At 47.5% G+C, this 24,541-nt stretch carries 22 protein-coding genes and 2 riboswitches; of the genes, 20 read left to right on the forward strand and 2 right to left on the reverse strand.

All coding sequences use genetic code 11. The annotated features are described in order from the left end of the window. Positions 1-35: 35 nt before the first annotated feature. The gene (gabP, locus tag BGM27_RS14345; RefSeq protein ID WP_007408881.1) at positions 36-1,421 is read right to left on the reverse strand and encodes a GABA permease; all 1,386 of its coding nucleotides are present in this window, start codon (positions 1,419-1,421) and stop codon (positions 36-38) included. Between the two features lie 386 nt (positions 1,422-1,807). Here gabP and BGM27_RS14350 point away from each other — a divergent pair, with 386 nt between their 5' ends. From BGM27_RS14350 to guaA, 5 genes are all read left to right on the forward strand, one after another. Further along, complete coding sequence (locus BGM27_RS14350) at positions 1,808-2,680, forward strand: cation diffusion facilitator family transporter (RefSeq protein ID WP_007408883.1); 873 nt, start codon at positions 1,808-1,810, stop codon at positions 2,678-2,680. Between the two features lie 138 nt (positions 2,681-2,818). After that, on the forward strand, positions 2,819-3,781 hold the full coding sequence (locus BGM27_RS14355) for an AAA family ATPase (RefSeq protein ID WP_007408884.1): 963 nt from the start codon (positions 2,819-2,821) through the stop codon (positions 3,779-3,781). Then, positions 3,781-4,965, forward strand: a complete 1,185-nt coding sequence (locus BGM27_RS14360; RefSeq protein ID WP_007408885.1) for a DUF58 domain-containing protein — start codon at positions 3,781-3,783, stop codon at positions 4,963-4,965. The genes BGM27_RS14355 and BGM27_RS14360 overlap by 1 nt, the downstream gene beginning before the upstream one ends. An 18-nt stretch (positions 4,966-4,983) precedes the next feature. Then, positions 4,984-7,191: a DUF4129 domain-containing transglutaminase family protein gene (locus BGM27_RS14365; RefSeq protein WP_007408886.1), complete on the forward strand. Its 2,208-nt coding sequence runs from the start codon at positions 4,984-4,986 to the stop codon at positions 7,189-7,191. Positions 7,192-7,354: 163 nt separating this feature from the next. Continuing rightward, positions 7,355-8,896 (forward strand): glutamine-hydrolyzing GMP synthase, encoded by a 1,542-nt coding sequence (gene guaA, locus BGM27_RS14370; RefSeq protein ID WP_007408887.1) that lies wholly within the window; start codon positions 7,355-7,357, stop codon positions 8,894-8,896. 184 nt (positions 8,897-9,080) lie between these two features. Here guaA and BGM27_RS14375 read toward each other — a convergent pair whose 3' ends face one another. Further along, positions 9,081-9,848 (reverse strand): GNAT family N-acetyltransferase, encoded by a 768-nt coding sequence (locus BGM27_RS14375; RefSeq protein WP_007408888.1) that lies wholly within the window; start codon positions 9,846-9,848, stop codon positions 9,081-9,083. A gap of 319 nt (positions 9,849-10,167) precedes the next feature. On the opposite strand from BGM27_RS14375, the gene BGM27_RS14380 reads away from it, so the two are divergent. From BGM27_RS14380 to purF, 15 genes are all read left to right on the forward strand, one after another. Beyond that, complete coding sequence (locus BGM27_RS14380) at positions 10,168-10,701, forward strand: sigma-70 family RNA polymerase sigma factor (RefSeq protein ID WP_007408889.1); 534 nt, start codon at positions 10,168-10,170, stop codon at positions 10,699-10,701. After that, positions 10,683-12,125 (forward strand): DUF4179 domain-containing protein, encoded by a 1,443-nt coding sequence (locus tag BGM27_RS14385; RefSeq protein ID WP_007408890.1) that lies wholly within the window; start codon positions 10,683-10,685, stop codon positions 12,123-12,125. Before BGM27_RS14380 ends, BGM27_RS14385 begins: the two co-directional genes overlap by 19 nt. A gap of 122 nt (positions 12,126-12,247) precedes the next feature. After that, a riboswitch (purine riboswitch) is annotated at positions 12,248-12,349 on the forward strand. Positions 12,350-12,480: 131 nt separating this feature from the next. Then, positions 12,481-13,803 carry an NCS2 family permease gene (locus BGM27_RS14390; protein WP_007408891.1) on the forward strand — a complete coding sequence of 441 codons (1,323 nt, stop codon included), beginning with the start codon at positions 12,481-12,483 and terminating at the stop codon, positions 13,801-13,803. A gap of 197 nt (positions 13,804-14,000) precedes the next feature. Next, complete coding sequence (locus BGM27_RS14395; RefSeq protein ID WP_007408892.1) at positions 14,001-14,783, forward strand: hypothetical protein; 783 nt, start codon at positions 14,001-14,003, stop codon at positions 14,781-14,783. 138 nt (positions 14,784-14,921) lie between these two features. After that, positions 14,922-15,095 (forward strand): Fur-regulated basic protein FbpA, encoded by a 174-nt coding sequence (locus BGM27_RS14400; protein ID WP_003155777.1) that lies wholly within the window; start codon positions 14,922-14,924, stop codon positions 15,093-15,095. Between the two features lie 122 nt (positions 15,096-15,217). Beyond that, on the forward strand, positions 15,218-15,772 hold the full coding sequence (locus BGM27_RS14405) for a DUF2179 domain-containing protein (RefSeq protein WP_007408893.1): 555 nt from the start codon (positions 15,218-15,220) through the stop codon (positions 15,770-15,772). Then, positions 15,769-15,966: an NETI motif-containing protein gene (locus tag BGM27_RS14410; protein ID WP_003155772.1), complete on the forward strand. Its 198-nt coding sequence runs from the start codon at positions 15,769-15,771 to the stop codon at positions 15,964-15,966. The genes BGM27_RS14405 and BGM27_RS14410 overlap by 4 nt, the downstream gene beginning before the upstream one ends. Positions 15,967-16,044: 78 nt before the next feature. After that, a riboswitch (purine riboswitch) is annotated at positions 16,045-16,146 on the forward strand. 132 nt (positions 16,147-16,278) lie between these two features. After that, positions 16,279-16,767: a 5-(carboxyamino)imidazole ribonucleotide mutase gene (gene purE, locus BGM27_RS14415; protein WP_007408894.1), complete on the forward strand. Its 489-nt coding sequence runs from the start codon at positions 16,279-16,281 to the stop codon at positions 16,765-16,767. Further along, entirely contained in the window at positions 16,721-17,902 is a 1,182-nt protein-coding gene (purK, locus tag BGM27_RS14420) for a 5-(carboxyamino)imidazole ribonucleotide synthase (protein WP_020953924.1), read from the forward strand. Before purE ends, purK begins: the two co-directional genes overlap by 47 nt. Beyond that, positions 17,902-19,194, forward strand: coding sequence for an adenylosuccinate lyase (gene purB / locus BGM27_RS14425; RefSeq protein ID WP_007408896.1), 1,293 nt, complete (start codon positions 17,902-17,904; stop codon positions 19,192-19,194). The genes purK and purB overlap by 1 nt, the downstream gene beginning before the upstream one ends. A 75-nt stretch (positions 19,195-19,269) precedes the next feature. After that, the gene (gene purC / locus BGM27_RS14430) at positions 19,270-19,989 is read left to right on the forward strand and encodes a phosphoribosylaminoimidazolesuccinocarboxamide synthase (protein ID WP_007408897.1); all 720 of its coding nucleotides are present in this window, start codon (positions 19,270-19,272) and stop codon (positions 19,987-19,989) included. Further along, entirely contained in the window at positions 19,989-20,243 is a 255-nt protein-coding gene (purS, locus tag BGM27_RS14435) for a phosphoribosylformylglycinamidine synthase subunit PurS (RefSeq protein WP_003155758.1), read from the forward strand. The genes purC and purS overlap by 1 nt, the downstream gene beginning before the upstream one ends. Next, entirely contained in the window at positions 20,240-20,923 is a 684-nt protein-coding gene (gene purQ, locus BGM27_RS14440) for a phosphoribosylformylglycinamidine synthase subunit PurQ (protein WP_007408898.1), read from the forward strand. Before purS ends, purQ begins: the two co-directional genes overlap by 4 nt. Beyond that, positions 20,907-23,135, forward strand: coding sequence for a phosphoribosylformylglycinamidine synthase subunit PurL (gene purL, locus BGM27_RS14445; protein WP_007408899.1), 2,229 nt, complete (start codon positions 20,907-20,909; stop codon positions 23,133-23,135). The genes purQ and purL overlap by 17 nt, the downstream gene beginning before the upstream one ends. Next, entirely contained in the window at positions 23,111-24,541 is a 1,431-nt protein-coding gene (gene purF / locus BGM27_RS14450; RefSeq protein WP_007408900.1) for an amidophosphoribosyltransferase, read from the forward strand. The genes purL and purF overlap by 25 nt, the downstream gene beginning before the upstream one ends.

Here is a 24,541-nt window from a genome sequence, read left to right on the forward strand (position 1 = left end):
AAACACCCGCCCTTTTTTGAGGGGGGTGTCTGCGGTTATTGCGCAATCCGGCTTTCGGAAGCGCTCTCTTTCGGTTTTTGTTTTTTGCGGAATACATATGAGGCAAGTACCAGCAGAGTAATAAATCCTGTCAGCAGAAATTCAGACCGCATTGAACTGATAAACAGCATAGATAACAAGATGGCGCAAATGGCGATGATCGTCAGGTAGGTTAAGTACGGATAAAACCACATTTTGATTTTAAGAGATTCAGGGTTTGTCCGTTCGATTTTCTTTCTCATTCTCAGATGTGAGACGGCGATGACGAGATAGACGAGCAGTGCGATCGCCCCTGATGAATTGACCAGGAACAAAAATACGGAGTCGGGAGAAAAGTAGTTCATAACAACGGCAATATAGGAGAAAAAGGTGCCGGCGATAATGGCTTGAACCGGTACGCCTCTTTTGCTCAGTTTCATAAAACGCCGCGGCGCTTCATTTCGCTCCGCCAGTGAATACAGCATCCGTGACGTCGTATAAAGCCCGGAGTTCAGGCAGGACAGAACGGCTGTCAGGACGATAAAATTCATGATTTGAGCGGCTGCGGGAACCCCGATATGGCTCAAAACGGCAACGAAGGGGCTTTCCAAAATATTGGCTGAATCCCACGGCAGCAGTGTGACCACAACCGCAATGGAACCGACGTAAAAAATAATGATCCGCCAAACGACTGAGCGGGTCGCCTTTGTGACGGATTCGACCGGATTTGACGTTTCTCCCGCTGCGATTGCGACGATTTCAGATCCCATGAAAGAAAAAATGACAACGACGATGCCGAGCAGAACGGAACTTGGACCTTTAGGGAAAAATCCGCCGCTGCCCGCCAGATTTTCCAGCCCGACCGGTTTGCTGCCGGGAACGATTCCGAAAATGAACGCAAATCCCGCGATTAAGAAGACAACGATCGTCGCTACCTTCACTAAGGAAAGCCAGTATTCAAATTCGCCGAACGATTTAACTGAATAAATATTCGTCAGTGTTAACAGCACGGTCAGAAGCAGACTCGTCAGCCATAACGGAATGCCCGGGAACCAGTACTGTATGATTCCGGCGCCTGCAATGGCTTCAATGGCAATGACGATGACCCAGAAAAACCAATACAGCCATCCGATCGTAAAACCGGCCCAAGGACCGATGGCGTCATGCGCGTACTGTGAAAACGAACCGCTTGTCGGGTTGACGGAGGACATTTCCCCCAGCATTCTCATAATAAAAATCACTAATAATCCTGCTAAAGCGTAGGAGACAATCGCTCCGGGTCCAGTGGAATGAATGACTGATCCGCTTCCGACAAATAATCCGGCGCCGATCACGCCGGCAATTGAAATCATAGTCATATGCCGGGTTTTTAATCCCTTTGATAAAGAGTTAGGCTGATTCATTCTTTGCCTCCTTTTGGTTTGTTTATGCTGAATATTCAGACAAGTATTATTCTATCATAAATGCCACAGGCAGTTGAAAATGATGTAAGAAAATATGACATTTTTTCTCGTCCGTACAGCAGAAAGTGCCGGAAGGAAAAGAAATAATTTTCTGTTATTTCTGTGTTTTAATGGTTTTGAAAGTAATTCCATGAACATGGGTTGGCGAGAATCCTTGATACGATTGGGATGAGAGGGGTTTTGTGAATGAAAATAAGTTTCCTGAGCGCATAAATGTTCTATGCTTACTATTTTTCTGTGGAAAGTGAATCATGTTTCTATAGACCCACTGTGTCCTCGCTTTGTATGATAATGAAGGAAAAATTGAACGGGAAGGAGGATTTTCAGTGGAGAGATATCATGAATTGAAAAAAGGCGAAACCGGAGCGATTGTCAGTATTGGCGCATATGCGGCATTGTCGGCTGTGAAGCTTGTGATCGGTTATTTGTTTCACTCAGAAGCGCTTCAGGCCGACGGTTTAAATAATACGACTGATATCGTGGCATCTGCGGCTGTTTTCATCGGTTTGCGCATCTCTCAGAAACCTCCTGACGAAGATCATCCTTACGGCCATTTTCGGGCGGAGACCGTCGCGTCCCTCATCGCTTCCATTATTATGATGCTTGTCGGAATGCAAGTGCTGTTCAGCGCCGCGCATTTTATTTTTTCCGTTAAAGAGGAAACGCCGGATATGATAGCCGCCTGGACGGCCGCGGGGAGCGCCGTCGTGATGCTGATGGTCTACCGCTATACGAAAGGGCTTGCGAAAAAGGTAAACAGCCAGGCCCTTTCAGCTGCGGCCGCTGATAATAAATCAGATGCGCTCGTCAGTATCGGCACGTTTATCGGAATTTTTGCTTCACAGTTCCATTTGGCTTGGGTGGATACGGTTACCGCGTTTATCATCGGGCTCATCATCTGCAAAACCGCGTGGGATATTTTTAAGGAATCCTCTCATTCGCTGACTGACGGTTTTGATGTCAAACATATTTCTGATTATAAAAAGACGATTGAACAGATTGCGGGCGTCAGCCGTTTAAAAGATATTAAAGCGAGATATCTGGGCAGCTCCGTTCATATTGATGTCGTCATTGAAGTGCCGTCAGATCTGAACATTAAAGAGAGTCATGAGATCGCAAATGAGGTAGAACGCAAGATGAAAGAGGAACATGCCATTGACCATTCACACGTTCATATGGAGCCTCTCCAGCTGAAATAAAGCTTCCTTTCTAAAGGGAGCTTTTTCCTTTTTCAGACTGGAAACAATTCGCTGGAAACGTTTTTTTATACTGTTTATATTTTGTGGTAAAGTTAGGTTACGATAATTGAAATTTGAGAGATGACTAGGAGGAGAAGAATGGCTTATAAAGAAGAGCTGCATCCGCTGCTGGAGAAAGCCGTTGAGCATATTGAAAACATCATCATAGGAAAACGGGATATCGCCATACTCAGTCTGGCCGCCATTCTCGCAAAAGGGCATGTGCTGCTGGAAGACGTGCCGGGAGTCGGAAAAACGATGATGGTCCGCGCTTTGGCCAAGCTGATCGGAGCTGACTTTAAGAGGATTCAGTTCACGCCGGATCTTCTGCCGTCAGATGTGACGGGTGTCTCTATTTATAATACGAAAACGATGGAATTTGAATACCGCCCGGGACCGATCATGGGGAATATCGTGCTGGCTGATGAAATTAACAGAACCTCTCCGAAAACGCAGTCTTCCCTGCTTGAGGCAATGGAGGAAGGGAATGTCACGATTGACGGAAAGACAATGCGGCTGGCTGAGCCGTTTTTCGTCATGGCCACACAAAACCCGGTTGAATATGAAGGAACGTATCCGCTTCCCGAAGCTCAGCTTGACCGGTTTTTATTTAAGCTGCGCATGGGCTATCCGACTGCCGAGGAAGAGCTTCAAGTTCTGTCTTTGCAGGAAGGGCGCAATCCGCTTGAAACAATCGAGCCCGTCATTTCTAAAGAACAGTTTATCAGCCTTCAGCAAAAACTGGAGCAGGTGCGGGTGGATGATGGAATTAAAGCGTATATCGTCGGCATTACTCAGCATACCCGCCGGCATCCGTCCGTACATCTGGGCGTAAGTCCGCGCGGTTCAATCTCATTAATGAAAGCCGCGCAGGCGTACGCGCTGCTTCATGACCGCGATTACGTCATTCCTGATGACGTCCAGTATTTGGCTCCGTATACGCTGCCGCACAGAATGATCTTGACCGCCGAGGCGAAATTTAACGATGTGACCCCGGAAGCGGTTATAGAAGACATCATGCAAACGGAAAAAGTGCCCGTCCAAAGGATGTCGGTCCGCTAATGAGAAGGAAGATGCATTGGCTTCTATATGGCTGGAAGCTGCTTATGTTGGCCGTACTGACGGCGGCTGTCTTTTCTTATGCCATGTTTCAGGGCGGATTTGTGAGCTGGTTTTTATTTTATGCGTTTTTGCCGTTTACCGTTTACGCCGGGCTGGTCGCTGTGTACCCGCTGCGGGCGTTTCAGGTGACGCGTGACGTGTCCTCCGCCCAGTTAACCTCAGGCGACAGGCTGTCTGTCACCATCAGGCTGACGAGGCGCCTGCCGTTTCCGCTGACATATATGGTCATTGAAGATGTGATGCCGGAAACGCTTGGCGAGAGGCGCAGTGCGAAACAGCTCGTGTTTCCGTGGTTTCAAAGGAAGCTGACGTTACAATATGAGCTGCCGCAGGTGCCGCGCGGAGAGCATCATTTACATACGATAAGAGTGCGGACGGGAGATGTTCTCGGGCTTTTGGACAAGACGGCGTCGTTTTCCGTTATGGATACGGTTCTGGTTTTCCCGGCGTACGGGTCTGTTCACTATAAGCCGCAGGCCGCATCCGGAGAAGAGGGTGCGGCTGCCGGCGCTCCGTTTCAGGTACACCGCTCCGCAATGGCTGCGAGCGTCAGAAATTATCAGCCGGGCGACCGGTTTTCCGCACTTGACTGGAAAACATCGGCGCGGCGAAATGAGCTGATGACGAAGGAATTTGACCCGCTGCAGAGTGTGAATATGATTCTCCTTTTGGACTGCAGGCCGTCCCCATCGTTTGAAGCCGCGGTATCAGCTTCGGCATCCCTGCTTTACACGGCGCTTGTGAAGGGCTCTCCCGCAGGATTTATTTCATTGGGGAGCGACCGGACCGTATTTCCCGTCCGGGAGGGAGACCGGCACTTCAGAAAGATGCTGCGTTACCTGGCATCAGCTTCAGAATCGGAAGAAGCCGATGCAGGCGGGCGTTTAGGAAAAGAGCTGGCGGAGCCGCGCGTCCGTAAAGCTTCCATTGCCGTCGTGACGGGCAGTCTTACAGAAGACCTTCTCAAACAGGCTGAGCCCGGCCGTGCTGACATGACGGTGTTTTTGGCGAAAGAAACGAATGCCGCGCTTTCTGAGAAAGAACGGAAACTCGCTCTCATCTTCGCTCAAAAAAATATTAAGGTGCAAATGATCAGGGACAAACGGGTGTCCCATGTTGTTTAGAAAGAGAGGTGGCGCGCCATGCCGCATGACGAGAACCAGGGAAGCAGGCTGAGTCTGCTGCTGTTTTATTTTCTCGCTTTTTTATTGTTATGGGAATGGCTCAGGCCGCTGCACAATTTTACAGATACAAAACATACCGGTTTTTTCATCGTTTTTATCGGTTTGGCATTTCTGCTGTCATTCTTCCGGATGAGGTGGTACGTCACCGTGCCGTCCTGCATTCTGTTTACGTTGATCAGTATTTACATCCTGTTTTATAAAGGTTCGGTTTTTCAGCCGGAATGGCTCGTTTCTTTTTTGCGGGACGTGATGCAAAATGCCCGCCACATCGGGTCCGGAAGATGGAATGACATGAATCCGTCATTCCGCACATTGCTGTTTTTTGTGCTTTTATGGCTGCTCGTGTATTTGCTGCATTACTGGGTGATCTATCAGCGGAAAATATTATTCTTTTTTATCATGACGGTGGCGTATATCACCGTGCTTGATACGTTTACTCCTTATGATGCCGCGTACGCCGTCATCCGGATCGTCTTTATCGGCTTTTTGATGATGGGGCTTTTGTATATGGAGCGCATCCGGCTTACGGAACACATAGCGTTTAAAAAAAGATTGATACTCAAATGGTTTCTGCCGCTGATGCTGTTTATCTGCGCTTCCGTCGTGTTCGGTCTGGCGGCTCCGAAATCAGACCCGAACTGGCCGGACCCCGTGCCGTTTCTTAAAAAAATAACAAACCACAAAGAAGTGCCCGCCGCCGAAAGCAAAATCGGCTACGGCAATCATGATGAAACATTGGGCGGCCCTTTTCAGCAGGATGATACGCCGGTTTTCACATGGAAGGGAAAAGAACGGGCGTACTTCCGGGTGGAAACGAAGGATACATACACGGGGAAAGGCTGGGTGGAGACCGATCAGGGCATGTCCTATAAACTGAACGGCGGCAACGTGGAAGATATATGGTTTGACCGGAGTGTGCAGACGAGACGGTATACGGCACAGGTGTCCATTGATGAAAATTATCTCTATAATCACGTCATGTATCCGATCGGCGTCTCCAATATTAAACCGAAGCACTCGATTCAGCTTGAAATGAACGGAAACACCGAGCAAATTACGCCGGTCAGTGAACAAGTGGGCAACATCCGCAATATGGGACGGTACACGGTGACTTTTCAGGCGCCCGTCTTTAAGCTGAATGATCTCAGAAAAGTGAAAGTGAAACGATACCGTGAGCAGAATCAATTCAATGACCGGTATTTACAGGTCCCCGACAGCCTTCCGAAAAGAGTGAGACAGCTTGCGGACAGACTGACGCGGGATCACCATAATATGTTCGATAAAGCGAAGGCGATCGAGGATTATCTCGGATCTTCCGCATTTTCGTATAATACACAGGATGTCGCGGTTCCGGAGCACAATCAGGATTATGTCGATCAATTTCTGTTTGAAACGAAAAGAGGATATTGTGATAACTTTTCATCGGCAATGGCCGTGCTGCTCCGCTCTGCGGGAATCCCCGCCCGTTGGGTGAAGGGCTATACATCCGGCGAATATAAAGGGGCAGGCGACCATAACGGCCACATTTATGAAGTCACAAACAACAACGCCCATTCGTGGGTAGAAGTGTATTTTCCCGATCAGGGCTGGGTGACGTTTGAGCCGACAAAAGGCTTCACCAATCCGACGGAGTTTACGTCAGAGCAAAATCATACGGCGGCAAAAGACAGCGGAGGCTCAGCGGGAAATTCGGATGAACCGTCTGACAAGCAGCGTCAGGAAACAAAGCCGGAAAAAGAGGAAAAGCCGAAAAAGCGGGATCACAGCGCGGCACCGCAGCCTGTGATCCGCAACAAAACCGCGGCACAGCTATGGCCGTATGCAGCCATCGTCATCGTGATTTCAGCCGCGGCGGCACTCGCCTGGGTGCTCCGGGCGCGCTGGATTCCGCACGTTACAGCAGCCAGATTGAAGCGGCGTACGGATGAAGACGTCTTTTTCGACGCATATGCCGCGCTGCTCCGCCAGCTGAAACGAAAAGGATTCAGCAGGGGAGACGGAGAAACACTGCGCGATTTTGCCGCGAGGATTGACGAGGCGTACCATACAAACGACATGTCCGAGCTGACGCTGCTCTATGAGCGGGCCTTATACCGCAGGGATAATGCAGCGGAGCTTTGGAATGAATCGGGACAGTTGTGGGAAAATATAATTAAAACAAGATAGTCTTGACCGCATATCGTCCTGTTGTTAGAATAAATGAATGTTAAATGGGAGCCCGGGAGCGTTAAAAAGCCGGGCTTCCGGACAAGTCTTGCGCGACAGAGGGCTGAACGTTTGTCCTCCGTTTTTTCTGTGTCAAAAACTTAGAGGAGATTAGGTGACAACCATGACGAAGTTAGTGAATGAAATGATTCTTGTTCTTGATTTCGGCAGTCAGTATAACCAGCTGATTACCCGCCGGATCCGTGAATTTGGCGTATATAGCGAGCTGCACCCCCATACGTTGACAGCTGAGGAAATCAAAGAAATGAATCCAAAAGGAATTATCCTTTCAGGCGGACCGAACAGTGTATATGATGAAGGATCTTTCCGCTGTGACGAAAAAATCTTTGAACTAGATATTCCTGTATTAGGCATCTGCTACGGCATGCAGCTGATGACTCATTATCTCGGAGGAAAAGTCGAGGCGGCAAGCCAGCGCGAATACGGAAAAGCCAACATTCAGATTCAAGGAACTCCTGACTTGTTCAAAGATCTTCCGGAAGAACAAGTTGTCTGGATGAGCCACGGCGATTTGGTTGTAGAAGTTCCAGAAGGCTTCACTGTTGACGCAACAAGCCATCACTGTCCGAATTCAGCGATGAGCAAAGCGGACAAGAATTGGTACGGCGTTCAGTTCCACCCGGAAGTGCGCCACTCTGAATACGGCAATGATCTTCTGAAAAACTTTGTATTCGGCGTTTGCGATTGTGAAGGCAAATGGTCAATGGAAAACTTTATCGAAATCGAAATGCAAAAAATCCGTGAAACAGTCGGAGACAAGCAGGTTCTTTGCGCGCTAAGCGGCGGTGTTGATTCCTCTGTTGTGGCTGCTTTAATTCATAAAGCGATCGGCGACCAGCTGACTTGTATTTTCGTCGATCACGGCCTGCTTCGTAAAGGCGAAGCGGAAGGCGTCATGAAAACGTTCAGCGAAGGCTTTAATATGAATGTCATTAAAGTTGATGCGAAAGACAGATTCTTAAACAAGCTGAAAGGTGTTTCTGATCCTGAGCAAAAACGCAAAATCATCGGCAACGAATTCATTTACGTATTTGATGATGAAGCGGACAAGCTTAAAGGCATCGATTATCTAGCGCAAGGAACGCTTTACACGGATATTATCGAGAGCGGTACTGCAACGGCGCAAACGATCAAATCGCATCACAATGTCGGCGGACTTCCTGAAGATATGCAGTTTGAACTGATCGAGCCGCTGAACACCCTTTTCAAAGACGAAGTGCGCGCGCTTGGCACAGAGCTCGGCCTTCCGGATGATATCGTATGGCGTCAGCCGTTCCCGGGCCCTGGACTTGGCATCCGCGTACTCGGCGAAGTAACGGAAGAAAAACTTGAGATCGTTCGTGAATCAGACGCGATTCTGCGTGAAGAAGTGGCGAACCACGGCCTTGAGCGCGACATCTGGCAGTACTTCACGGTTCTTCCTGACATCCGCAGCGTCGGCGTCATGGGAGATGCGAGAACGTATGATTACACAATCGGTATCCGTGCCGTAACATCAATTGACGGCATGACATCTGACTGGGCGCGTATCCCTTGGGATGTGCTTGAAGTGATTTCAACACGGATCGTCAACGAAGTGAAACACATCAACCGCGTCGTGTATGACATTACGAGCAAGCCGCCTGCAACGATTGAGTGGGAATAGTCAAAAGAAGCTTAGAATCCTTGGTTTATAAGGGTTCTAAGCTCTTTTTTCTTTTATAGCAACAATTGATCCAATATTATTAATTGAACCGTGAATTTTAAAGAAAAAGTATTCCACAATGGGATAATAATTAATGTTGTTTTAGAATAAAGTTTGTTCAAATTAAGCAAATTAAAGAAACCCTCTATTCAAATACAACCATTTCTCCGACATCTATAAATTCAAATCGCTTATAGATATTTTTTCCATCCTCTGAAGCCTGTAATACAACTGGTTTTTGTTTATCCTTTGTTTGCTTTAGAAGAAATTGAAACATTTCACTGCCAATTCCTTTACCTCTAAATGTTTCTTTTGTCATCACATCATAAATACCATAGCTATCTTTGGTTTCTATTAATAAACCGGTAGTTACAGGCATTTCATCTATGCATCCAATAAACATCTGAACTTCTGAACCTAATTTTACTTGTGAAAACGTATTAAAATAACTTTCTAGTGCATCTTTTTCTGGTGTACCCTCAAATAAGCTCGTGAATATGTCTATATATTTTAAAAGTTCTTCATCATTTTTCACAGCAGTAATCATAAGCTGATGGGAAATTCTTTGCCCAACATTAAGAGTATTTTCAAGTTTCATCATTACATTACGTTCCGCTTCTTTTAGATCATATTCTTGTATAAGTTTTGTCCAATCCTCAGTTAAATACTGAGCATCAATCCAAATACTAAAGGGATATTTTTTATATGAAAAATTATCGATTCCATGTCTGATCTTAACTGTATTTTTGATATTTGGAGATTTCGGTAATATTACATTGAATGTATCAGTGGGGATTTTTGTATTTGCTATGATGAAATCTTCTTCCTTTGTAAGCTCTCCGCTAACTGTATGGGTAAATGATTTTAATTTTTCTTCCAAATTGTTTATGACTAATTGTTGATTTGTAATCATGTTTTTGCACCTTTCAATTCGATTTAGTGCGCTTTTTTTATTATAAGGTCAACTAAAACACTAAATCACAGTATTTACCCCCTCCCATAATATTCAGAACACGGGGGAGCAATATTTTTAATGGTAACTTCTAAATCAAGGAACTACAAACCCCAAAAGGCTTGATATTCAATAAATTAATTCTTATAATGTTTAGAAAGCATTGAATGGGAATAAATCAAGATAAAAAAACGTCTCTTTTAAAAAAGAGGCGTTTTTTTTCATCTTTTTGAAACCGTTTTGCCCTGATTCATATCTAACAGCATAGGAGGTGGATAAGGTGAAGGAAGAACGATTGATCAAAAAGGCGAAAAAAGGTGATGCCGCAGCCTTTGAAAAACTAATCACAGCTCATCAGGAGACTTTATATAAAACAGCTTATCTCTATTTGCATCACAAAGAAGATACGTTGGATGCAGTGCAGGAAACGGCTTACAAGGCTTTTCTTCATATCGCGCAGCTGAAGGAGCCGAAATATTTTAAAACGTGGCTGATCCGGATTTTGCTTCATACGATTTTTGCGATGAGGAAAAAGCACGGAGACGTCATCCCGTTTGAGCCGCAACATGATACGCGCGCGGAGAATAAGAACATTGAAGAATACATAGATCTTCGGAATGCCCTGGAAACGCTTGACGAACATATACAGCTGACCATTCAGCTTTATTATTTTCAAGATTTCTCGATTGCTATGATCGCTGAACAGACCGGTATGGCGGAAGGCACTGTAAAAACGCATCTGCACAGGGCGAGAAAAGCATTGAAGCAGGAGCTGGAAAAGGAGGATAAACATATATGGAAAAGCATCAAATGAAGCAATTGTATCAGGACATTGACGTGCCGAAAGCTGAATTGAAAAACGTGATACACAGCGCCGCTGTCCGTGCCGGAAAAGAAGGCGCCGTCAGACGGAGATGGGGACGAAAAGTGATAAACGGACTCGCGGTTGCTGCTGCTTTGTTTATTCTGTATCTGTCCTCAGGTTTATTCATGCCCTCCGTTAACACGGCTATGGGAAACATTCCTGTTGCCGGACAAATTTACAGTCTGTTTCAGGATAAGGCAGGTTCTGCGCTGTTTAAAAGCAATTTGGTGACAAAACTGAATGAGAAAGCGGAATCACGCGGGATTACGGTGACAGTGAAAAGTGTGTATTACGACAGCGGACAGCTCGTTTACAATTTTACCGTTGACAATTTGAAATCAGATGAGGAGAGCATCTCTTTTCAAGTTGATTATAAAGATCCACGGAATATGTTAGCAGAGGATTATGACAGCAGTGATATGAAAAAAATGAAAGACGGGCGGTACGCTGGGCAGCTTCGCCTGTTCACGGACGGCTCAAAGCTGAAAGACGGTGATAAGCTTCCGCTTGTCATTACACAAATCAAGGATATCCCCGGAAACTGGCGCTTTACACTACCTATTAAAAAACAAAAGTCCGTTTCTCTTGAAGGGACGAAAGCTGTGAATGTAAATCACGGATTATACCGCTTTTTCGATATCCGGGCGGAAAACGGAGCGATGGGATCGGCTCTCCTGTATTCTATCGACTTCTCTGATGCAGCTAAAAATGATACCATCTCGATTGATGAGGCAACGGATGATGCCGGAAACCATTATGAAATGAAGGCGTCGAATATTGAACTTGGCGGCAGAAAGAATCTTCGTGGCGGCGGGAAAAGAATACGCGGCCAAACTCAATTCAGCAAACCGATAGACCCGAAAGCGAAAACACTTTTCATAAAGGGTGATATAAAATCAGAATCAGAGCCTGGAGAAATTGTCCCTTTGAAAACAAAACTGCCTGTCAGTTATGAAACGAAACATCATCATGTCGGCATTACCGTCAAAAAGATCAAACAGCAAGGCAGACGGGTGATCGTCGATTATCAATTCACAGGAATTAATTACAGCAAAGCGGATAAAGATCAGCTGATGAATGTCGGTGAATCAATCGGTCTCGGCAATACGAAAAAAATGAAAACCTGGCCATCACTTGATGAGTATGAAAAAGGCTATTATCTGAAAGGGAATAAGGCGAAAGTCACGAATCTTAAAACGGGTGAAATGGAATCCGTTTTTGAATTAGATGATTCATCCGATAAAGACTATTCATTGCGCGGTTTCTCATTCGATTCATATGCTTTGTACGTCAATCAAACGGTTATGAACTTGCTGGCGGATGACAAGGGGATCACATTCGCGGTGCCGGTTCGGCCTGCGGACGGAAAATGATGTCTGGAAGGCGGCTTTTGCTGTCTTCCATTTTTGGTCAATTAACGAATAAACCAAATTTTTTTAACGGGATTGTTCGTTTTTTTATTGAGTTTTCAAAATTGAATTGATACAATAGACTCAGAAATCAAATATGCAGATATCGTATAATGGCGGGGATATGGCCCGCAAGTTTCTACCAAGCTACCGTAAATGGCTTGACTACGGATCAATCTCAATCGTTTGATATAAATAATCCATTCTTATTTATTCAGACTGAACGTATGTAGTCAAGCGTCCCAAATATATTTGGGGCGTTTTTTATTTGGCGGATAACGGGCAGAATAAATGGGAGAGAATGAAGGAGGCAATTGGCTTGAAGCAATTTTTTCAGTTTGATGAGCTGGGGACAAGCTATCGTAATGAAATCATCGGCGGTTTAACGACCTTTTTGTCAATGGCGTACATTCTGTTCGTCAATCCGCTGACATTGTCTTTAAACGGTGTGAAAGGATTTCCCGAAGCATTAAAAATTGATCAGGGCGCGGTGTTCACCGCTACAGCCTTGGCGTCTGCGGCCGGCTGTATTTTAATGGGGCTCATTGCAAAGTATCCGATCGCGATTGCGCCGGGTATGGGATTAAATGCGTTTTTTGCTTTCTCTGTCGTCCTCGGCATGGGGATTTCATGGCAGGCTGCGCTTTCCGGCGTCTTAATTTCCGGAATTATCTTCGTGGCGCTTTCGCTGACGGGATTGCGGGAAAAAATCATTAATGCGATTCCGCCTGAGCTGAAATTAGCGGTCGGCGCGGGTATCGGTTTGTTTATCACATTTGTCGGTTTGCAGGGTTCGGGCATTATTGAAGCAAACTCATCGACTTTGGTGTCTATCGGCAATATTCACAGCGGCCCTGTGCTGCTGACGGTTTTCGGTGTTATTGTGACGGTCATTCTGATGGTGCTTCGCGTAAACGGCGGCGTATTTATCGGAATGCTTCTGACGGCGGTTGCCGGCATGGTCTGCGGACTGATTCCGGTTCCGACGCACATTGTCGGCAGCGTGCCGAGTCTTGCGCCGACTTTCGGACAGGCGTGGATGCATCTTCCGGATATCTTCTCCGTCCAAATGCTGATTGTCATTTTAACTTTCTTGTTCGTCGGGTTTTTCGATACGGCCGGAACGCTGGTGGCTGTAGCGACACAGGCCGGGCTGATGAAGGAAAACAAACTTCCGCGTGCGGGAAGAGCGCTTCTGGCAGATTCGACATCAATCGTTATCGGAGCCGTACTCGGTACGTCTACAACGACTTCTTATGTTGAATCCAGCTCAGGCGTTGCGGCGGGGGCGCGCTCCGGCTTCGCGGCTGTTGTGACGGGCATTCTCTTTTTGCTGGCGATGTTTTTCTCGCCGCTTCTGTCAGTTGTCACCACGAATGTGACGGCTCCAGCTTTAATTATTGTCGGCGCGCTGATGGTGGCGCCGCTCGGTAAGATCGCCTGGGATAAATTCGAGGTGGCTGTGCCGGCATTCTTAACGATGATTATGATGCCGCTGACGTACAGCATTGCGACGGGGATTGCGATCGGTTTTATATTCTACCCGATTACAATGATCTGCAAAGGAAAAGGAAAAAGCGTTCACCCGATTATGTACGGGCTGTTCGTCATCTTTATCCTGTATTTCATCTTCTTGAAATAACGGAAAAACCGGCTGAGTTAAGCCGGTTTTTTGTTTTTGTCCTATTCCGTAAAACCAATACATACTATAAAACGTCATGTGGGTGTCCGGGTGAAGAAAATCGCTTGACTGTTTAAGGACGCTTCGGTACCTTATATAAGTGTTTTATTTTCTTGTTTAACAAATTCCGCCGTATTTTTTTGATAGGAGTTGCTGACATGACGGAAGAAAGAAAAGAAACGTTGGAAGAAGAAAAACAGCATCAGGGAACTGATGAAGAACCGCTGTCGAGAATGTCCAGAAAAGCGGGACGTTATCAAAAGCAAAAGAAAAAAGAAAAAGAACGGCGCCCGGCTCCGGCTTTTACGGAAAAACTCGCTTCTGCATGGGCCGCGGTCAAACGTTATTGCCGTTTCGCGCTGCGCATTTTGACATCACCGGTGAAGGTCGTTGGGGAAGACGGCTTTTCCCGCTTTAAATATGCTCTTATTTCAATGCTTGTATTCAGTATCTTTTTCTCAATCGGAAATTGGTTTCAGCTGAGGGCAAGCCAGCAAAGGCCTCTCGGATACGGGGAGCGGCATCATACGTTTTTTGACGGCTTTACCGTCGTTCTCGTGTATACGCTCGTCTTTTTTGCCGCTGCGGCGGGCGCGGTCTGGCTTGTATCACGCTATATGATGAAACAGAAAATCACGATGCGGGATGCGGCCGCGGGGGTCGGATCGCTTTTGGTTCCGGCTGTCGCCTGCTCTATCGTGTGGATGATTTTCGCGATATTGAATCTGCCGGTCATCACCGTGGTGTTTACGGCGCTGACCTTGTTTCTGGCCGCCTCGGCGATGGTGCAGTTTGTGCAGATTCTATACAAATCGGCTGAAAAGCCTGCGGCTGACGTGATGTACTGTATTTCCGCGGCGGTTATCATCATGCTCGTTTTTACGGCTGTGACATGGCCGCTTATTTCAGAGTACTTTACTGCTTCGCTGATCCCTTTATAAGTCGAAATTTGTCTTTCACAATGTTTACAAATTTTTCTAATAAAGCGTGTTGTTTTGAGGACCCGGCCGAGATATGATGAGAGCAACAGCAATTCGAAAGCGGCACTACTCTTTATGATTCGGAAAGGGATGATGAAGATGGCCCCGTTGTTGCGAGAAGCCATTAATCGGAAAAAACAGCACCTGAGGACAAAACTGATCCGCTCAGGGTTTTATCAAGACCATGTTCAGGAACTGTCCGGGTACACGCTGAGTGAACTTGAGAAGGAATATGAAGCCGTCAAACGATTGAAAAAAGCCGAGCTTCACTGATAAGAGCTTGAAAGTCTGCCTTGCGGGGCGGGCTTTTTTTTCTTTTGAAAATGATGAAAAGAGGGTAAACTATCCTTAATTGAAGGATTGATGCTTTTCAAAGTATCAGAGGAGGGGAATCAGTGATGCAGACGATTTTATCCAACAGTATAGGTATGGTTCTCATTATTCTCATCATTAACATTATATATGTCTCTTTCTTTACGATCAGGATGATTCTGACATTAAAGGGACAGCGCTATTTCGCCGCAGGCATCAGTACGATTGAAATCCTTGTGTATGTGACCGGCCTGAGTCTTGTGCTCGGCAATCTGAATCAAATTCAAAACGTCATTGCCTATGCGCTCGGCTACGGCCTCGGCGTCATAGTGGGAATGAAAATTGAAGAAAAACTGGCGCTCGGCTACATAACAGTCAACGTCATTACGAAAGAGCTTGATCTGGACCTGCCGAAACAGCTCCGGGAAAAAGGATACGGGGTTACAAGCTGGGTTGCGGGCGGACTTGAAGGAGACCGGACCGCCATGCAGATTCTGACGCCGCGCAAATATGAGCTTCAGCTTTATGATACGATTAAAACGCTTGATGAAAAAGCGTTTATCATCGCTTTTGAGCCGAAAGCGATCCACGGCGGATTCTGGGTGAAAGCAGTGAAAAAGAGGAGAATTAAGGAATGACAAAGCCAAAGAAGAAACGGTTTGAAGTAACGGAACATGAAACGATTGATACCATTCTCACTTTAATGAAGGAAGAGGGCTATATGCCCGTCCGGCGGATGGAAGAGCCGATCTTTACAGAAAAGAAAGAAAATGGATCAATTCAAGTCGTTCCTTGCGGGAAAAAAATCGTATTTGAAGGGAAATTGATCTAAACACGAACATTAAAAGAAAGAATTTTTATATCGTTCGATAATGTCGTTGACATTATCCAAGTCCGTTGTTAAGATAAACATGAAATCAAAACACGACCTCATATAATCTTGGGAATATGGCCCATAAGTTTCTACCCGGCTGCCGTAAACGGCCGGACTATGCAGGAAAGTGATAAACAGCTGACATGGATATCGCAGAAGCGAACGACTGACGATACGCGCGCCATGCCCGGTTTGTATTGCTTCCTCATAGTTGCAATATAAGCCGGGCTTTTTTTTCTGAAAAACAAAGCATGAGAAGGTGGGAACAGAATGCAGCCGCTAGCAGGAATCATCATGGGAAGCACCTCCGATTGGGAGACAATGAAACATGCATGCGACATACTTGACGAACTTCACATTCCTTATGAAAAACAGGTGGTATCCGCGCACCGGACGCCTGATTTGATGTTTGAATATGCAGAAAGTGCCAGAGACAGGGGCTTAAAAGTCATTATTGCCGGAGCCGGAGGAGCGGCGCATCTGCCGGGAATGACGGCGGCCAAAACGACGCTGCCGGTGATCGGCGTACCGGTTCAGACAAAATCGCTTAACGGGCTTGATTCTCTTCTGTCTATCGTACAGATGCCAGGCGGCGTGCCGGTCGCGACGACTGCGATCGGGAAAGCGGGCGCAGTGAACGCGGGTCTGTTAGCCGCGCAAATTTTGTCGGCATTTGACGATGCCATTGCGGATAAACTAGAGGCGAGAAGAAATGCGACAAAACAAACGGTGCTGGAAAGCAGTGATCAGCTTGTCTGATAAAAAAACGATTTATCCCGGCGCCGTCATCGGCATTATCGGAGGCGGACAGCTCGGAAAAATGATGGCTGTCGCCGCAAAACAGATGGGCTATAAAGTTGCTGTCGTCGATCCCGTGAAAGACTCGCCATGCGGACAGATCGCCGATATTGAGATTACCGCCCAGTACAATAACCGTGAAGCGATTCAAAAATTGGCCGGAGTCAGTGACATCATTACGTACGAATTTGAAAATATCGATTACGAGGCGCTCAACTGGCTCAAAGAACATGCATATCTTCCCCAGGGAAGCGAGCTGCTGCTCATCACCCAAAACAGGGAAACGGAAAAAAAGGCGATCCAGTCAGCAGGCTGTCAAGTCGCGCCTTATCGGATCGTAAACAGCGGACGGGAGCTTGAGGAAGCCGTTCAGGCACTGGGGCTCCCGGCGGTGCTGAAAACATGCCGCGGCGGATATGACGGCAAAGGCCAATTTGTCATTAAGGAAGAAGGACAGACAGATGAAGCGGCTGTGCTGTTAGAAAACGGCACGTGCATACTTGAAAGCTGGGTATCGTTCCGGATGGAGCTTTCCGTTATCGTGACGAGATCGGTGCACGGTGAGATTTCAACCTTTCCGGCTGCTGAAAATATCCACAAAAATAATATTCTGTTCCAAAGCATCGTGCCCGCGAGAGCGGAGGAAACGGTTCAAAAGCGGGCAGAGGCGCTTGCCGTTCAGCTCGCGGAGAAATTGGAGCTTGTCGGGCCGCTTGCGGTGGAAATGTTCGTCACGGAAGACGGAGACCTTTTGATCAATGAACTGGCGCCGCGTCCTCACAACTCCGGGCATTATACGCTCGACCTTTGTGAAACGAGCCAATTCGAACAGCACATCAGAGCGGTCTGCGGACTTCCTCTCGGCAGAACCGATCTTCTCAAACCGGGAATGATGGTGAATCTGCTCGATGATGAAGTGAAGCTTGCAGAGGAGCATACGGAGCTTTTAAAGGAAGCCAAACTGTACCTGTACGGAAAACATGAGATTAAAAAAGGCCGCAAAATGGGGCATATGACATTTTTGCGGAAGCCTGATGAAACATGGATTCAGGACATCACGAACATATGGATGAAAAGAGACGGAGGACGAGCATAATGATCGAACGTTATTCAAGACCTGAAATGTCCGCGATCTGGACGGACGAAAACAGATACCAGGCATGGCTGGAAGTCGAGATTTTAGCCTGTGAAGCCTGGGCTGAGCTTGGCGTCATTCCGAAAGAAGACGTCAAAGTCATGCGCGAAAACGCGTCTTTCGACATCAACCGCATTTTGGAAATCGAGCAGGATACGCGTCATGACGTCGTTGCATTCACCCGCGCGGTTTCAGAATCATTAGGCGAAGAAAGAAAATGGGTTCACTACGGCCTGACGTCAACAGATGTCGTGGATACCGCTCTTTCCTATCTATTAAAACAGGCGAATGAAATCTTGCTCAAGGACATTGAGAGATTTGTTGACATTATAAAAGAAAAAGCGAAAGAACATAAATACACGGTCATGATGGGCCGCACGCACGGCGTACACGCGGAACCGACGACATTCGGCCTGAAACTCGCGCTTTGGCATGAAGAAATGAAACGCAACCTTGAACGTTTCAAGCAGGCAAAAGAAGGGATCGAAGTCGGGAAGCTTTCCGGCGCGGTCGGCACATATGCAAATATTGATCCGTTCGTAGAACAGTATGTCTGTGAAAAACTCGGCCTGAAAGCGGCGCCGATTTCCACTCAGACATTACAGCGCGACCGTCATGCGGATTACATGGCGGCACTGGCTTTGATCGCGACGAGCATTGAAAAATTCGCAGTGGAAATCCGCGGTCTGCAAAAGAGTGAAACACGTGAAGTGGAAGAGTTTTTTGCAAAAGGACAAAAAGGTTCATCGGCTATGCCTCATAAACGGAATCCGATCGGGTCGGAAAATATGACGGGCATGGCGCGCGTGATCCGCGGGTACATGCTGACGGCATACGAAAATGTACCGTTATGGCATGAGCGTGATATTTCTCATTCATCAGCTGAGCGCATCATTCTTCCTGACGCGACAATCGCGCTGAATTACATGCTGAACCGATTCAGCAATATCGTCAAAAACTTAACGGTATTCCCGGAAAATATGAAACGCAACATGGACCGCACACTCGGTTTGATCTATTCTCAGCGCGTGCTGCTTGCTTTAATCGACACGGGTCTGCCTCGTGAAGAAGCATATGACACGGTTCAGCCGAAAGCGATGGAAGCATGGGAAAAACAAGTGCCGTTCCGCCAGCTTGTCGAAGCGGAGGAAAAAATCACGTCCCGTCTCACACCGGAACAGATTGCCGATTGCTTTGACTACAATTATCATTTGAAAAATGTCGACTTGATCTTTGAGCGTTTAGGTTTATAGAAGAAGCCAGCCGGAGGCGGCTTCTTCAGCCGCCATAGATTGAATATTCCCAACATTCGGGTTAGGAGGCCTTCCGTGAATATTGTGAACAATAATCTTCTTTATGAAGGAAAAGCGAAACGGATTTATCAAACTGAAGACGAACAGATTCTCCGCGTGGTCTACAAGGATTCCGCAACAGCCTTTAACGGTGAGAAAAAAGCGGAGATCAGCGGAAAGGGCCGTCTGAACAATGAAATTTCAAGCCTGATTTTCAAACATCTGCACGCCAAAGGAATTGACAACCACTTTGTGGAGCGTGTTTCAGAATCAGAGCAGCTTATCAAAAAAGTGAGCATCATTCCCCTTGAAGTCGTGGTCAGAAACATTGCCGCCGGAAGCATGTCGAAACGTCTCGGCATCCCGGAAGGAACTGAGCTTCCGCAGCCGATTATCGAATTTTACTATAAAGATGACGCACTCGGCGATCCGCTCATCACAGAAGATCATATCTGGCTTTTAAAAGCGGCGGCTCCTGAGCAGGTGGAAACGATCAAATCGATTACAAAACAGGTGAATCAAGAGCTGCAGCATATTTTTGAAGACTGCGGCGTCAGATTAATAGATTTTAAGCTGGAATTCGGCTTAGACGCAGAGGGACGGGTTCTTTTAGCGGATGAAATTTCTCCTGACACGTGCCGTCTGTGGGACAAAGACACAAACGAAAAGCTCGATAAAGATTTGTTCAGACGGAACCTGGGAAGCTTAACCGACGCATATGAAGAGATTTTCAAAAGACTGGGAGGCATTTCATAATGTATAAAGTGAAAGTTTATGTCAGCTTAAAAGAAAGTGTGCTCGATCCTCAAGGAAGCGCGGTGCAGCATGCATTGCACAGCATGACCTACAATGAAGTGCAGGATGTGCGCATCGGAAAATATATGGAGCTGACGATTGAAAAATCTGACCGCGATCTTGACGCGCTCGTGAAAGAAATGTGTGAAAAACTCCTTGCCAATACAGTCATTGAAGACTACCGATATGAAGTTGAGGAGGTTGTCGCACAGTGAAATTTGCGGTGATTGTGTTACCCGGCTCCAACTGTGATATTGATATGTTCCACGCCGTAAAGGACGAACTCGGCGAAGAAGTCGAGTATGTCTGGCACGAGGAAACAAGCCTTGACGGATTTGACGGCGTGCTCATCCCCGGCGGGTTTTCATACGGCGACTACTTGAGATGCGGCGCCATCGCCAGATTCGCAAACATCATGCCGGCCGTGAAAAAAGCGGCTGCCGAAGGAAAACCGGTTCTCGGCGTCTGCAACGGATTCCAGATTCTGCAGGAGCTCGGACTTCTGCCCGGCGCGATGAGACGCAACAAAGATTTAAAGTTCATCTGCCGACCGGTTGAATTAATCGTGCAGAACGGCGGCACGTTATTCACATCTTCCTATGAAAAAGGACAATCGATTACGATTCCGGTTGCCCACGGCGAAGGCAATTTCTACTGTGATGACGAAACGCTTGAAAGATTAAAAGAAAACAATCAAATCGCCTTCACATACGGCGGCGATATTAACGGAAGCGTCAGCGGCATTGCCGGCGTCGTGAATGAGAAAGGCAACGTATTAGGCATGATGCCTCACCCTGAGCGCGCAGTCGATGAACTGCTCGGCAGCGCAGACGGTCTTACATTGTTCCGGTCTATCGTGAAAAATTGGAGGGAAACTCATGTCGCTACTGCTTGAACCAAGTAAAGAACAAATAAAAGAAGAGAAACTCTATCAGCAAATGGGTGTCAGTGATGACGAGTTCGCACTCATTGAATCTATTATCGGAAGATTGCCGAACTACACGGAAATCGGGATTTTTTCCGTCATGTGGTCAGAGCACTGCAGCTATAAAAACTCAAAACCGGTTTTACGCAAATTCCCGACTAGCGGCGAACGCGTGCTGCAGGGTCCCGGAGAAGGCGCGGGAATCGTTGACATCGGTGACAATCAGGCGGTCGTGTTCAAAATTGAATCTCATAACCATCCGTCAGCGATTGAGCCATACCAAGGTGCTGCGACGGGAGTGGGCGGCATCATCCGTGACGTTTTCTCAATGGGCGCCCGTCCGATAGCTGTATTAAACTCTCTTCGATTTGGTGAGCTCACTTCACCTCGTGTGAAGTACTTGTTTGAAGAAGTAGTGGCGGGAATCGCGGGATACGGAAACTGTATCGGAATTCCGACGGTCGGCGGAGAAGTGCAGTTTGACGCAAGCTATGAGGGCAATCCGCTTGTCAATGCAATGTGCGTCGGCTTAATTGATCATAAAGATATTAAAAAAGGCCAGGCGAAAGGTGTCGGCAACACGGTCATGTACGTCGGCGCTAAAACGGGCCGCGACGGCATACACGGCGCTACTTTCGCATCAGAAGAAATGTCAGATTCATCTGAAGAAAAACGTTCCGCGGTGCAGGTCGGCGATCCTTTCATGGAAAAACTTCTCCTGGAAGCATGCCTTGAAGTCATCCAATGCGACGCCTTAGTCGGCATTCAGGATATGGGGGCGGCCGGTCTGACAAGTTCGAGTGCTGAAATGGCAAGCAAAGCCGGCTCAGGCATTGAAATGAACCTTGATCTCATTCCGCAGCGGGAAACAGGTATGACCGCTTACGAAATGATGCTTTCCGAGTCTCAGGAACGCATGCTTCTCGTCATTGAACGCGGACGTGAACAGGAAATTGTCGATATTTTTGATAAATATGATCTTGAAGCGGTTTCCGTAGGTCATGTTACGGATGATAAAATGCTCCGCCTCCGCCATAACGGAGAGGTTGTTTGCGAGCTTCCGGTCGACGCGCTGGCGGAAGAAGCGCCTGTATACCACAAGCCGTCAGCAGAACCCGCGTACTACCGCGAGTTTCAGGAAACGGAAGTTCCCGCGCCTGAAGTAAAAGATGCGACAGAGACGCTTTTTGCCCTGCTGCAGCAGCCGACAATCGCCAGCAAAGAGTGGGTGTACGATCAATATGACTACATGGTGCGCACAAATACGGTGGTCGCTCCGGGATCTGACGCGGGAGTGCTCAGAATCCGCGGCACGAAAAAAGCGCTGGCGATGACGACGGATTGCAACGCCCGTTATTTATATCTTGATCCAGAAGAAGGCGGGAAAATCGCAGTTGCCGAAGCAGCGCGCAACATCGTATGCTCCGGCGCCGAACCGCTTGCGGTCACGGATAATCTGAATTTCGGAAACCCGGAAAAACCTGAAATTTTCTGGCAGATCGAAAAAGCGGCCGACGGCATCAGCGAGGCGTGCAATGTTCTCAGCACTCCCGTCATCGGCGGTAACGTATCACTTTATAATGAATCGAACGGAACGGCGATCTACCCGACGCCTGTTATCGGCATGGTCGGCTTAATTGAAGATACCGCTCATATTACGACACAGCATTTCAAACAAGCGGGGGATCTTGTATACGTGATCGGCGAAACAAAACCTGAGTTTGCCGGAAGCGAACTGCAAAAAATGACAGAAGGCCGCATTTACGGCAAAGCGCCGCAAATCGATCTTGATATAGAGCTGTCACGCCAAAAAGCATTGCTTGACGCGATTAAAAAAGGCTTCGTTCAATCCGCGCATGACGTATCAGAAGGCGGCTTAGGCGTAGCGGTTGCAGAAAGCGTCATGACGACGGAAAACCTTGGCGCCAACGTAACTGTAGAAGGGGAAGCGGCATTATTATTCTCTGAATCTCAATCCCGCTTCGTCGTTTCGGTGAAAAAAGAACACCAAGCGGCGTTTGAAGCGGCTGCGGCTGATGCGGTTCATATCGGTGAGGTAACGGCTGACGGACTTCTGGCGATTCAAAACCAGGACGGACAACAATTGGTTCACGCGCAAACGAAAGAACTTGAGCGCGCGTGGAAAGGAGCTATTCCATGCTTGCTGAAATCAAAGGCCTGAATGAAGAATGCGGTGTGTTTGGCATCTGGGGACATGAAGAAGCTCCGCAGATCACATATTACGGCCTGCACAGCCTCCAGCACAGAGGACAGGAAGGCGCGGGAATTGTCGCAACTGACGGTGAAAAACTGACGGCGCATAAAGGACAGGGGCTTATTACCGAGGTTTTTCAAAACGGCGAACTGAGCAAAGTGAAGGGAAAAGGCGCGATCGGGCACGTTCGTTATGCGACGGCAGGCGGAGGCGGATATGAAAATGTTCAGCCGCTCCTGTTCCGTTCACAAAACAACGGCAGCCTCGCGCTCGCCCATAACGGCAACTTGGTCAACGCCACACAGTTGAAGCAGCAGCTTGAAAACCAAGGGAGCATCTTTCAGACTTCCTCCGATACGGAGGTGCTGGCTCATCTGATTAAACGCAGCGGACACTTTTCGCTGAAGGATCAAATCAAAAATTCACTATCTATGCTGAAAGGCGCTTATGCCTTTTTAATCATGACTGAAACAGAAATGATCGTAGCGCTTGACCCGAACGGACTCAGACCGCTGTCAATCGGCATGATGGGCGATGCTTACGTCGTCGCATCAGAAACATGCGCATTCGATGTGGTCGGCGCGACATACCTTCGCGAGGTAGAGCCGGGCGAAATGCTGATCATCAATGATGAAGGCATGAAATCAGAGCGTTTCTCCATGAATATCAACCGTTCCATATGCAGCATGGAGTACATTTATTTCTCAAGACCTGACAGCAATATCGACGGCATTAACGTGCACAGCGCCCGGAAAAACCTCGGAAAAATGCTTGCCCAGGAGTCCGCGGTTGAAGCGGATGTCGTCACAGGCGTGCCTGATTCCAGTATTTCTGCGGCCATCGGCTATGCCGAGGCAACGGGCATCCCGTACGAACTCGGTCTCATTAAAAACCGTTATGTCGGCAGAACGTTTATCCAGCCGTCACAGGCTCTCCGTGAGCAAGGCGTCAGAATGAAGCTGTCCGCCGTCCGCGGTGTTGTCGAAGGAAAACGGGTCGTCATGGTTGATGATTCCATCGTGCGCGGGACGACAAGCCGCCGGATTGTCACAATGCTCAGAGAAGCGGGAGCGACAGAGGTGCACGTCAAGATCAGTTCACCGCCGATCGCTCATCCGTGCTTCTACGGCATCGACACATCAACCCATGAGGAGCTGATCGCTTCCTCTCATTCTGTGGAAGAAATTCGCCAGATCATCGGTGCTGACACGCTTTCTTTCTTAAGTGTAGACGGATTGTTAAAAGGAGTCGGCCGAACATTTGAAGACACCAATTGCGGACAATGCCTCGCTTGTTTTACGGGCAAATATCCGACGGAAATTTATCAGGATACAGTGCTTCCTCACGTAAAAGAAGCGGTGCTGACAAAATAA

It is taken from the genome of Bacillus sp. FJAT-27001, assembly GCF_019039175.1.
Lineage (GTDB): Bacteria > Bacillota > Bacilli > Bacillales > Bacillaceae > Bacillus > Bacillus velezensis.

Coding starts and splice junctions, on each gene's coding strand:
- BGM27_RS14355 (WP_007408884.1), top strand. CDS start 2,819: ATGGCTTATAAAGAAGAGCTGCATCCGCTGCTGGAGAAAGCCGTTGAG.
- gabP (WP_007408881.1), bottom strand. CDS start 1,421: ATGAATCAGCCTAACTCTTTATCAAAGGGATTAAAAACCCGGCATATG.
- purK (WP_020953924.1), top strand. CDS start 16,721: ATGCGACAAAACAAACGGTGCTGGAAAGCAGTGATCAGCTTGTCTGAT.
- purE (WP_007408894.1), top strand. CDS start 16,279: ATGCAGCCGCTAGCAGGAATCATCATGGGAAGCACCTCCGATTGGGAG.
- guaA (WP_007408887.1), top strand. CDS start 7,355: ATGACGAAGTTAGTGAATGAAATGATTCTTGTTCTTGATTTCGGCAGT.
- BGM27_RS14360 (WP_007408885.1), top strand. CDS start 3,781: ATGAGAAGGAAGATGCATTGGCTTCTATATGGCTGGAAGCTGCTTATG.
- BGM27_RS14385 (WP_007408890.1), top strand. CDS start 10,683: ATGGAAAAGCATCAAATGAAGCAATTGTATCAGGACATTGACGTGCCG.
- purF (WP_007408900.1), top strand. CDS start 23,111: ATGCTTGCTGAAATCAAAGGCCTGAATGAAGAATGCGGTGTGTTTGGC.
- BGM27_RS14410 (WP_003155772.1), top strand. CDS start 15,769: ATGACAAAGCCAAAGAAGAAACGGTTTGAAGTAACGGAACATGAAACG.
- BGM27_RS14395 (WP_007408892.1), top strand. CDS start 14,001: ATGACGGAAGAAAGAAAAGAAACGTTGGAAGAAGAAAAACAGCATCAG.
- BGM27_RS14400 (WP_003155777.1), top strand. CDS start 14,922: ATGGCCCCGTTGTTGCGAGAAGCCATTAATCGGAAAAAACAGCACCTG.
- purL (WP_007408899.1), top strand. CDS start 20,907: ATGTCGCTACTGCTTGAACCAAGTAAAGAACAAATAAAAGAAGAGAAA.
- BGM27_RS14375 (WP_007408888.1), bottom strand. CDS start 9,848: ATGATTACAAATCAACAATTAGTCATAAACAATTTGGAAGAAAAATTA.
- purB (WP_007408896.1), top strand. CDS start 17,902: ATGATCGAACGTTATTCAAGACCTGAAATGTCCGCGATCTGGACGGAC.
- BGM27_RS14365 (WP_007408886.1), top strand. CDS start 4,984: ATGCCGCATGACGAGAACCAGGGAAGCAGGCTGAGTCTGCTGCTGTTT.
- purS (WP_003155758.1), top strand. CDS start 19,989: ATGTATAAAGTGAAAGTTTATGTCAGCTTAAAAGAAAGTGTGCTCGAT.